This window comes from Leptospira kanakyensis (genome assembly GCF_004769235.1).
Taxonomy (GTDB): Bacteria; Spirochaetota; Leptospiria; order Leptospirales; family Leptospiraceae; genus Leptospira_A; species Leptospira_A kanakyensis.
Window position 1 is genome coordinate 946,522 of record NZ_RQFG01000019.1, and the last position, 12,217, is coordinate 958,738.

A 12,217-nucleotide genomic window follows, 5' to 3' on the forward strand; every position below is an offset into this window, starting at 1 on the left:
ACAATTCTTTCTTAGATTTTCCAAATCCCTTCCTATTATTAATTTTTCTTATGTTTTGCGTGAATTTCTTGGAGGGAATTCACAGAGAACCCCTTGTCCTTCATTTCTACCAAACCATGGATCAATGCTTTCCCTGCTTGAGCAGTAGTCAAACAAGGAACTTTGTATTTAATCGCTGCTTGGCGGATTGTAAAAGCATTTTCACGAGTAACTCTAGAGAGTGGTGTATTGATGATCAAATGAATTTTCTTTTCTTTGATATAATCAATCACATTTGGAAAGTACCCATCATAGATTTTGTTAATTTTACTAGAGAGGATTCCATTATCTGAAAGGAATTTATGAGTTCCTTCTGTAGCAATGATATTGTATCCTAAGTTCGATAAAGACCGAACTGATTCTAACAATTCTTTTTTAGTTTTGTCATTGATGGTCACAAAAACTGTTCCATGTTTCGGTGGTTCTTCCCCCGCCATAATTTGAGCTTTGACAAAGGCTTCCCCTTTTGTTGTCGCAACTCCCATCACTTCCCCAGTGGATCTCATTTCGGGACCAAGGATTGTATCAACACCCGGAAATTTACTGAATGGTAACACAGCTTCTTTGACAGTAATCATCGGTGCGGAAAAACGTTTTCCCAGTTTAAAAGAAGCCAGTGGTTCGCCTAACATCAAACGGACAGCAATTTTTACAACGGGAATTCCAATTGATTTTGCAACAAATGGAACAGTTCTCGAAGCACGAGGGTTAACTTCCAACACATACAAAGTTTCTTCTTTGATGGCATATTGTACGTTAATCAATCCTTTTACATCTAATTCCAAAGCCAAACGATAAGTTGCTTCTTCAATTTCTTGTAACATACGTTGTGAAATGGACTGCGGTGGCAATACACAAGCCGAGTCACCTGAGTGAATCCCAGCCTCTTCGATATGTTCCATAATACCAGCAATGAATACATCTTTTCCATCACAAAGGGCATCCACATCCACTTCGATCGCATCTTGTAAAAAGGAATCTACAAGAAGTGGTCGATCTTCCGATACCTCTTCCGCTTCTTCCATATACTTATCGAGTTCTGACTCTTCATTTACAATGAGCATAGCCCTTCCACCCAAAACATAAGATGGTCTAACAAGAACTGGATAACCAATTTTTCTTGCGATTTCTCTTGCTTTATCTTTGGATGCGGCAATTCCATTATCAGGTGATTTTAGATTTAATTTTTCTAGAACCTCTGCAAAACGTTTACGATCTTCCGCACGGTCAATAGAATCAGGACTAGTTCCCATAATAGGAACTCCTCTTTTTTCGAGAGCTTTTGCCAATTTTAAAGGAGTTTGACCACCTAACTGAACGATTACACCATCAGGTTTTTCTTTTTTGAAAATTGCCATTACGTCTTCAAGACTCAATGGTTCAAAATACAATCTGTCAGAAGTATCATAGTCCGTTGAAACAGTTTCCGGGTTGGAGTTAACCATAATGGATTCTACTCCTGCCTCTTGCAGTGAAAAGGAAGCATGGCAACAACAATAATCAAACTCAATCCCTTGTCCGATTCGGTTTGGTCCACCGCCAAGAATCATTACTTTCTTTTTAGAAGTAACGTCAGCTTCATCTTCCTCGTCATAAGAAGAATACATATAAGGTGTGAATGCTTCGAATTCACCAGCACAGGTATCGATTCTCTTATACACAGGATGGATATTTTTTTCTTCTAAATATTTTTCGATTGCCTCTTCTTCTTCTCGAAGAGTTTTTTCTACTTTTGCTTTTGTGATTTCAATGGCTGCACCACTTCGAACTTGTGTTAGGATTTGTTCCTCTTTTGAAAGAAAAGCAAGTTGGCGATTGGAAAAACCAGATTTTTTCATCTCTTCAATGATGGCCTTTCCTTCTTTACGGAATCTGTTTTCCAAAAGATACAATTCTTCAAATTGATAGAGAAACCATGGATCAATTTTACAAATATCAAAAATCTCTTCGACACTCATTCCAAAATCAAACGCCATTTTCACATAAAAAATTCGTTTGTCTGTTGGACGTTTTACCTTTGCCGTTAACCAAGTTTTTCTTTCTTCTTTAGGGATAGATTCCCACTCTAAAAGTTCTTTTAGGTATCCATCACTTCCAAAACCGAAACGATCGGTTTCCAATGATCTGAGTGCTTTTTGAAAACTTTCTTTGAAGTTACGACCAATGGCCATGGCTTCTCCAACAGCTTTCATTTGAACACCTAATGTAGGATCGGAACCTGGAAATTTTTCAAAAGCAAACCGAGGGATCTTAGTCACAACATAATCAATCGATGGTTCAAAACTAGCCGGTGTCACACGAGTGATATCATTTCTAATTTCATCTAAGGTGAAGCCGATAGAAAGTAATGCTGCAATTTTTGCAATAGGGAATCCAGTTGCCTTAGATGCCAAAGCAGAGGAACGCGAAACACGCGGATTCATCTCAATCACAATGACATCCCCGTTTTCTGGATTCACTGCAAATTGAATATTCGAACCACCAGTTTCTACACCAATTTCCCTTATGATATCAATCGACATATCGCGAAGTCTTTGGTATTCTTTATCACTTAAAGTTTGTTGCGGAGCAACGGTAATAGAGTCTCCGGTATGGACACCCATAGGATCTAAATTTTCAATGGAACAAATGATGACCACGTTATCGGCGAGATCTCTCATCACCTCTAACTCAAATTCTTTCCAACCCATTACAGATTCTTCCACTAACACTTGCGAGATGGGAGAAGCAGAAAGTCCTTTTTGCGCAATTTCTTCGAATTCAGATTCGTCGTAACAAGTGCCACCACCGGTTCCACCTAAAGTAAAGGCTGGTCTGATAATGATAGGGAACCCAATTTCATCTTTTGCTTTTCTGGCGGCTTCCATGTCGGAAACCATAAACGATTTCGCAACACGAATATCCAACTTTTCCATCGCCAGTTTGAATAGTTCCCTATCTTCTGCTTTTCGAATGGCATCAACTTTAGCCCCAATAAGCTCTACATTATATTTTTCTAAAACACCTTCCCGATGGAGGGCAAGCGCTAAATTCAGAGCCGTCTGTCCACCTACAGTTGGTAAGATGGCATCTGGTTTTTCTTTTTTGATAATTTTTTCTAAAACAGGAACCGTAAGTGGTTCAATGTATGTTGCATCAGCAAGATCGGGATCCGTCATAATGGTGGCCGGATTGGAGTTTACGAGAATCACTCGTATCCCTTTTTCCCTAAGTGCTTTGGTTGCCTGTGTGCCAGAGTAGTCAAATTCGCATGCCTGCCCGATGACGATAGGTCCGGATCCGATGATCAAAATTGATTTTAAGTCGTTACGTTGCGGCATAGTTTCCTCTTTTTGTCTTATAAGTTTTCATTGATATCAGATAAAGAACTTGGTATTAAATACTCTCCTGCGAGAGTTGCGTCTTCCCATTGGATCACAGTTTTGTACAACATGTCTTTCATTTTTGTTGCCATCGGGTGGTTTGGATAAAGATTCTTCTTGTTTAGAGGATCTTTTTTACGGTCGTACAATTCAAAAAGCACACCTTGCCGTGTCGGAATATAAATCAATTTGTAATCGGAATTCTGAACAGACCTATGTTTTGAAAAAGCAATGGTTTCTCTGTAAATTGGATCTGTGATCATAATTTGGTAATCTTCTTCTGGGATTACCTGGTGGAGAGAAAGGATATTTGGATAAGGAATTCTTTGTTTTTGAAAGAAATGATCCCCTGCATCAGAAAACCAAATTCCTGTTTCTGCATAAATCAAACGATCTTCTTCCCAATTTGTTTTTCCGAGGTTTGGCAACAAAGACCTTCCAGGAAACTTTTGTTTGGTGGAAATTCCAAAATAGTCCATAAGGGTCGGATAAATATCCACACTGGATGTAATCCCAAAAAACTCATGATCTGGTTTCGTAGGGTTTGTTGATTTAGGAAATTTTATAATAAAAGGAACATGGGTGACTGCTTCCCCACGAAGGTGTTCCCCATGCCCTTGTCCATGTACATCTTCATACAAGGCCTCCCCATGGTCGGCAGTGAGTATGATGATGGCTTCATCATAAATTCCTTTATCCTTTAGTTCGGAAATGATATCCCCAAATTCCGAATCAAAAGCATAAACAGCGCTATCAAATAAACCACGAATTTGTTTTGTTTCTTCTTCATTGGGTGTGGACGAGTTTGTTGGATCCACAAATTTTAAATATTTATACTTACCGTAATAATTGGGGTCGGTAAATGTTTTGTAATAAGGATATGCCGGTGTGTAAGGAAAATGAATGACACTGGAAAAATAAGTAACGGAAAACGCACCATCGCCTTCTCTTTTTAGAATCGAACGGAATCGGTCTAAAATACGGCTTCCATCTCCCCAAGTAGACAATCCATCCATTTCTTCCAAATACATACCACCGGAAAACCAAGAACCAGTGAGGAATGGCATTAGGAAAAGTTGAGACTCTGCCGTCCTTTGAACCGTCATTATGCGAGCATTAAAATTCGGTGCATGAACCTCATCAAATCCAAAGTTGGCACGTGGGAAAATATCAGCAGCAAAACTTCCAATGGCATAACCACGATATCCAATTTCCTTTAACTTTTGTTGGATGGTTGGAAACGAAGCCGATCCAATTCGTTGTTTTTCTTCTGGAGAAGGAAACATATCCCGAACCTTATGGCTCATTGCATATTGACCGGTGAGTAAATCTGCCCAACTGGGAAAGGTGCGAGGGATGGTGGTATGATGGTCATGAAAAACAAATCCATCTTTTGCAAACAAATCGATGTTAGGAGTAATACTTTCCCCATTGATTTTGAATCCAATTTTATCGTATCTGAGAGAATCCGCTGCAATGATAAAAACAGGAGGTTTCCCTTTTTCATTCGAATGAGTGAATGCCTCAATCCTAGTCCAGATACCTGGAACTAAATAAAAAAGGATTAAAAGAAAAAGAATGATTCCATAGGACTTGATATGAATCCTTTGGTATTGTTTGCCTTGCCAAAAAAGAATCGCAAAGTAGAGAATACCCATCATGTAATAACCAGAAGTATGTATTAGCCCAAGGATTAGAACATGAACTAAAACAAAAAAACTTTCTTTGTTTTTATGAAGGTAAATTTGACGAAATAAAACAAAGACAAAACCCAAGATAAGAATTCCAAGAACCAAACTAAAATATCCAGGGTTTGTATGGTCTGTTAAAAAATATAAAAAGGGCGCAAAGGAAGGGTATCGAAAGAAAAAGAACTCACCATAAATTTGCGGATAACTCACCATCGAATGAAGTAATGCCAAACCTTCGATCAAAACAACCCAAGCAGATAAATGAATCCAAGAAACATCTGGTTGTTTCAGAAAATGGTAAGTAAAGTAAACGAGAGAAAAAAGACTTAGGTGTAGAAAAAGAGAAACTGAAAAAACTTTGAAGGTTGTTGAAAGATAAACCCCAAAAAAAGCACCTAAGTACTGTTTGAGGAAGTCACCTACGTCAACTCCCATAATGGTAAAACTTGTATTAAAGATTAGAAAAAATAGATAAAAAAAAACGGTAAACCAAATGGCAATTTTAAGGATTCGGATGGGGAAAAGAGGGGCTTGGTTCGGACCCATTAGAGTCATAATTCCAGGCCCTCTTTATCCGTAAACTTTTCCTAGTCCAGATTTTCCGAAATCCTCACAGTTTCATTCGGCCATTCGGCGTGGGTTTCCGGAGAATACATAGCCTCCACCCGTGTGGCAGGCAATTGGAAGGTGCCCGTATGGTTCAATCGGAAACTATGTTCTAAGGTATGAGTCCCTTTGGGTAGGTATTCAAAATACGCTCTGTACTGAGATAAGGTCTTTTCTTCAAAACTCAAATAATAAGAAGAATCCCCCGATTTAGAGTCTTGTGTGATGATGGACTCCCGACCAAATCCCCGGCCCAGAGGTAAGGATCCTGGTGGGATCGGGTCTTCCACAACCACCCAAGTTTTATCGGAATCCGCTTGGATTTCAATTGTGACTCTGATGGTATCCCCTTTTGACAATACACCCGGTTTGGCTACCTGCACTGGTTCCCAAGTTCGTTTCAATCGGTAACCACTCGAAATGGGTGCTTTCAATGGAAGGATGGATTTCACCGACCATTCCACCCAAGGTTTTCCCTTTCCATCATAACTCACGGATACAGATTCAGGACTCGTCCCAATGGATTGTGCTACCGTTTGTTTTCCGTTAGGTTCTAAATTTAAAGATTCTTTAGCGGATTGGATAGAGATTTTTCCACCCGTGACTTTTTCGGATTCCAAAAGTTTACTCACACGATCAAAAACCAAAATGGAATATGCGTTTCCAAGGGTGGTATCATAACTTCCCTTTTTTTGCATTTTGACAAAGGCTTTGATGAGGCGTGGCATATCCTTTTTATAACTTGGTTCAGAGAACGCCCAAAGTAAAAGTTTTGCCATCGTATAATCGCGACTTCCCAAAATCCACCAAGGGTTGGTAAAACCAGAATCAGCGACAATCAGTTCCGTTCCTTGGATGTTTAATCTTGATCGTAATGTACTTGTCAGACGAGACTTTACAGAACTATCTCCCCCATTCACCCTTCCCCAAATTTCGGAAAGGTCAATGAGAGATGCTGTTGGTAAAAATTCGATCCCTTCAAAGATGGGCCTTACTTGTTCCCATTCATAAGTTTGATAACGAGTGAGAGCTTCCCAAACGATAATCTTTCGCACAATCGAATCGGCCCCAAACTTATATCTTTCTCCTTTCACTCGTCCTTCTAAATAACCCTGCATACCTACAATCATTCGTCCCAATGTTTCCTCTGGGATTTTTTTGTTTGCCAATTGTGCAGATGTTAATACGTAAGCAGTTAGAATTTCGCTTCCATTATCCATTCGAGCAAAATATTTCACAAGTCCATCATAATCTAAAAAGGAATTCAAGTCAGAGAATACATCATTCCACATGGGCTCAGATTTAAGACCAATGGCTTTTGACACTCGTTGTTCCATACAATAATACGGATAATTTTGAAAATAGGTTTGGATTCCTGAAAGGCTAGTTAAGATCCTAGGAGAGGCCTTCCATACCATCTTACCCGAGTTTGGTTTGGAACCTTCAGGAACCTGGACGGATTCTTTGATGGGTGATTCATACAAAAATAATCCGGCTTGGTAAACTCTTTCCGTGTCTACAGGCAAAACCGTTTGTTCGACAGACAATTGGTCAAGGACAGTGCCATTCGGTGAGGAAACTTCCAAATGGAACTTTCGTTTGGTGGTATTTTCCGGAACGTTTAAATCCCAATAAACTACCTTGGTTTCCCCTGATCCCAACATCGCTGATTTAGTTTCCAATTCTACTTTGGATTCCGTTCCATTGATTGAGTCTGCCACCGAAAGACGCAACCGAAGTTGTTCTTTATTTTCTCCCGCGTTACGAAGTGTCACTTCATGACGAAGGCTATCACCTAACCGAACCACTGGCGGGATTCCAGAGAAGGATTGGATTTTTTGAGTGGTTTGGATTTTAGCCATTCCTGTTCCAAATTCTTTGGCACCTGAGGTAGCAACAGCTACGATCCGAAAACTAGTAAGAGAATCATTTAAAGGAAAACTAAACTTATACTTACCATCCTTTCCGATGATGGCCTTTCCTTTCCAATACACCAAAGTATCAAAAAGAGAACGAGTGGATTGTTTTCCACCACCTCCCCCATCGGGTTTTGCCTTTAGACCAAAATGTCGTTTTCCAATGATCTGTGATTGGGCCGTGGAGGTTCCGACAGAATGAGGTCTTGTTCCCATCATTGTATCGAGTAAGTTCCAAGTAGGATTGGGGGAAAGTTCGAGAAGTGCCTCATCCACAACAGCCAAAGTCACTTCTGTCGATTCCAAAGGAACTTTTCCATCAGATGTTTTGATTTCTAATTCTACATTTGCCGTTTCTCTGACTTGGTAGAGTTTTTTATCAGGGCTAACCGAAACGGACAAAGTGTACGGTTTGGAACCTACTTTTAACATGGTAAGGCCCAAACGGTATCCAGGTTTTGCCAAATCTACAAGGCCTGTTGGTTTGGGTTCACCCACACGACCCCGCACCAGTAAAACCGAGACAAATACATTGGGTGCATATTCCTTTTTGATAGGAATCGAAATCACAGGATCTTTACCTGAAATTGGTGTTACAAAATAATCAAGCACACCTTCTCTTTCTAAACTCACGAGGGCCGTTGCTTCTCGGAAAGGAGAACGGATTTGTACTTTGATGGATTCTCCGACATCAACACTCCTTTTTTCAGGCAAAATGTCCATACGGTTGTGATCACTTACGTCAAACCAAGCTTCCTGTTTGGAACTCACCCATACACTATAACCGGAATTAGTTGAGTTACCGTTAGTATCTTTGGTTTCTGCAAGGAAAACGATATCACCTACAGCAGGAGATTTTCCTTCACAAATGAGAATTCCTTTGGAATCAGTTTTTCCTTCACAAAATTCTCCAAGTTTAGTGACTTCTTCATAGTGTTCATAAGCATAAAACCCACCGACAAGGCGTTTTCTGTTGGAATAAAATTCTCTTTTGTAAGCTGTGACTTTTATTTTTTGAGAAGAGATGGCTTTGTCTTTAGAATTTAGAGCAATTAACTGGAGTTTCACGTGGTCTTCAGTGAATAACCAACCATCCGGTAAAATTCCTAAATGTATTTCCGACTGGGAAACGGGAAAACTTCTAGAGACAGTTTGGATTTCTCCTGTTGGGTCGGCATATTCCATTTCTACTTGGAAACTTCCGTAACCAGTTACTGGTTTCAATCCGCTAAAAGTATGTTGTAAAAATCCCTTGGGATCAGTTTTGAGTGCAGTGGATAACACGGTTGGTTTTGTTTCTTCCGCCTCTTCTTCTTCATACCCACTCACCTTCCATTTTCCTTCTGTTATCTTTTCTGGTGAAAAAGTAAATGCCGAATACTCTTCTTTGGGAGAATAAAAACTAGGAACCACATGGGAACGAATTTTGACTGGAAATCCGCCTGCCCCTCCTCCCGATAAATATTCCAATCCAAATAGAACTTTGGATTCTTTTGGAGAAATTAACTCTTGTTTATCGCCCGCAAGTTGGATATTTCCTTTGACCACAGGAAGGCGGAATTCCTCTACTCGGAACTGTGTTACCGTCTCTCCATAACTTGCGTCATCATTTGAATACGGGTAATAAACAATGTAGACCCCATGTTTTGCCGTTTTTGGAATTTTAAATTCTGATTCGGAGTGACCAGGAAATGACCAAACGAGTGGCAATGGATAAGCCTCACCAGATCCTTCATGTTTGATGATGACTTGTGATGGATAATCCTTTGGTTCTGCAGGAATCAAACCCTTGTTTCCAAAACCACGTCGAACATGTTTTAGGTGGACTGTTTCCCCTTTTTTAAATAGGGTTCTATCAAGCACAATGGATTTAATTTCTTTCGAATGACCTGTAGAGGTACTTGGGAGTTGGTAACGCCAACTTTCAATCCCTTTGTCCCAGGTGCTTGAGGTAAAACTAATATCATCATTTTTTTGAACAAAGATAGTAAGACCAGAACCTAACTCATGATAACCGCAATAGGGAACTTCTTGGAAATTTAAATTTCCAAATAACATACTTCCATCTTTTCCAGTGATCCCGGCTCCCCGTAAATTTCCCTTACAATCTAGGATTTTGATTTGGACTCCTGCCTCAGGAAGGCCTTGGTCTAAATTTGTCACCCATACAAGACTTGTATCCTTTCCCCATTTGAAATGAGCTGAGAGGTTTGTGACAAGGGCGGCACTGGATACATACATCTTTCCTTTTTTTTCCAGTAAGTTATTTCCAAGGATATCACTGGCTAGTTCGACCACATAAAATCCGGGAGTATCCAAAGGAATCCCAACCACTTCCATTGGTTTTTTCCCATTGGGTTTCGGAAGAGTGAAAGAAGAAATACCCGAAGTGGTGGGCGGATTTTGAAAGACAGATTGTTCTCTTTCTCTCGTGGCTAAAACTTGAAACCATTTTTGGATCTCGATTATATCCATGTTTTTTTGGCTTTTTCCACCAACACCAAGAGAAACTGATTTCATAGGAAGATTGACTTCTAAATTACGAAGAGTGACTGGTAACGCTGGTTTGGCTTTCGATTCTAAAATTCCAAATTTGGCACCAAACTTTGCAAGAGGTGGAAACTCATCGGTTTTAAACTTCAATGGAAAGGAAGTCTGGTTGGATAATTTTCTATTTGTTTCATCTTCCAAATCGGGAATACGAATTTCAAATTCTGTATTTTCAGGAAAAGGTCCAGGGAAACTCACCCATTCATAAAACTCATTTCCTTTTTCTGCTTGAGGAGACTGCGGGTATTCTTTTCCCTCTTTAGAAACTAATTTGATTTTTTGTAAACTATTTCGCGAGACCGCCGAACTAAAAGAAAGCGAAACGGGAAGGATGGGAATACAATCTGCTTTTGCATTGACTCGTTCACAACTAAACCGAACAGAAAATACAGGTCTTACTGTAAAGGGAATGACTTCGTCTTCACGGATTTCACCACCCCAAACAGATTTGGTTCCTTTTCCCAGAACCAATTGGATTTGTCTCTCTGGTAAAAAAGTTTGTTTGGATTTTAAAAGGACAGTTTCTTCTCTATCTGTATCACCATTAGATTTTAATATTGATTTGCGATCAGATCCAGTGATGAGGACAATCGGAATCCGGTTTCCCAGTTCTTCTGAACGAAAATAAACATACTTTTGAAACGAGGTTAGGTCTGGTTTTGCATCCAGGTGCAAAATAAAAATTTGGTCTTCGGTGATAGAGGCCCCGTTGTAGGGAGTGGAATACTGGACAGAGGGTCCACCCGTATGAAAAGAAAATTTACGTTCCCCTTGGACATTCTCACCGCTTAAAGTTTTTGTTCCCTCTTTCAACTGGAAGGAACATTCCACACCACCTGGGACTTCTTTTTCAAATTCATAAACCCAAGTGGTTGAATCGATAAAACGACTGGTTCCCGGCAAAGGGCAATTCACTTGGAAGATATCAACTTTGGGACGAATGTCACCGATGGCCACCATGGGTTTTGTGAACCGAACGGTCACCTGTTTGGGTTGTTTGATAAATCCATTCGGTGTAAAAAATTCAATACTTGCAGGTTGGCTTTGTGTAAAATCAGAACGAACCAAAAATAGGGAGAGGAGTAAAAGGATAGGATAACGAAACCGAACGAACATGGAGAGAATTTAGGAAGAGGAATTTCTTTGGAAAGAAAAAAAAGAAAATCAGGGATATTGACCCCTCCCTGCGGGTATCATAAGGAGAAACATCTATGAACAGTATTTAGACCCTTTTGCCCTGGAAAAGGTTTCTTTAAAAAGATTCTTTTCCCTGATTTTGCGAGAAATACACTACAATCGCCCAAACAACAACAAGGAACAAAAAGAAAATAAAGGAATACACTCCCTTTACAAACATCTCTGAATCCATAGAACCACGCCAAACAAGATAAACAGAGTCTTTGGTGAATGGGAGATCTTCTAAATCCCAAAGAGGTTCTAACAAAACAATCCCTCCCGAAAACAAACTGGACAGATGGCATTTGATATCGTCTTTAGAATAACAAATAGCATATAACGGAGGTTTCACTTCCTTACCAGAAATGGAACGAACTTGTTTGTATTGGAAACGAATCACAGGGCCATACACAGACCCACCGGATCTTTTTCTTACGAGAAGCGGAGAACGAAACTCACCTGCACTTTTATCATCCAAATAAAAATCGCGGAGAAACAAATAACGATAATTAGAGTAAAGGAATGATTCTTCTGGAAGAACATCCATCTTAGCTGTGATTCCCAAACTGTAACCAATCGAATCACCCAAAAACAGAACCGAATTTCCACCAGAGAGTAAGGATAAAAAAACAGCAAGGAGGATCTTAAACCCTGTTTTTTTAGAAAGTAAAATTCCTAAAAATAATACTGGCAAAAATAAAATGAAGATGGCCCAAACAGAAACGGAAAGAGGGAAAAAAGCACCAAAGGGAAGTAAAAAAAATCCAAACCCGAAAATGAAAGAAAATCCCGTTAAAAAAATAAAAAACAAGGAAGATGGTTCTTCATTTGGTTCTCGTTTTTTTCTATTTTGATTTTCAACAAAACCAACAAACAT

Annotated in this window: 4 protein-coding genes; all 4 read right to left on the reverse strand. The window is 39.6% G+C overall.

Going from position 1 to position 12,217, the window contains the following annotated elements:
• Nucleotides 1–38: 38 nt before the first annotated feature.
• A complete protein-coding gene (gene carB / locus EHQ16_RS18830; protein WP_135632834.1) occupies nucleotides 39–3,359 on the reverse strand; it encodes a carbamoyl-phosphate synthase large subunit in 3,321 nt (1,106 codons plus the stop codon).
• A gap of 17 nt (nucleotides 3,360–3,376) precedes the next feature.
• Nucleotides 3,377–5,638, reverse strand: a complete 2,262-nt coding sequence (locus tag EHQ16_RS18835) for a sulfatase family protein (RefSeq protein ID WP_135633003.1) — start codon at nucleotides 5,636–5,638, stop codon at nucleotides 3,377–3,379.
• Between the two features lie 41 nt (nucleotides 5,639–5,679).
• Nucleotides 5,680–11,280 carry an alpha-2-macroglobulin family protein gene (locus tag EHQ16_RS18840; RefSeq protein WP_135632836.1) on the reverse strand — a complete coding sequence of 1,867 codons (5,601 nt, stop codon included), beginning with the start codon at nucleotides 11,278–11,280 and terminating at the stop codon, nucleotides 5,680–5,682.
• A 136-nt stretch (nucleotides 11,281–11,416) separates the two neighbouring features.
• Nucleotides 11,417–12,217 (reverse strand): hypothetical protein, encoded by an 801-nt coding sequence (locus EHQ16_RS18845; protein ID WP_135632838.1) that lies wholly within the window; start codon nucleotides 12,215–12,217, stop codon nucleotides 11,417–11,419.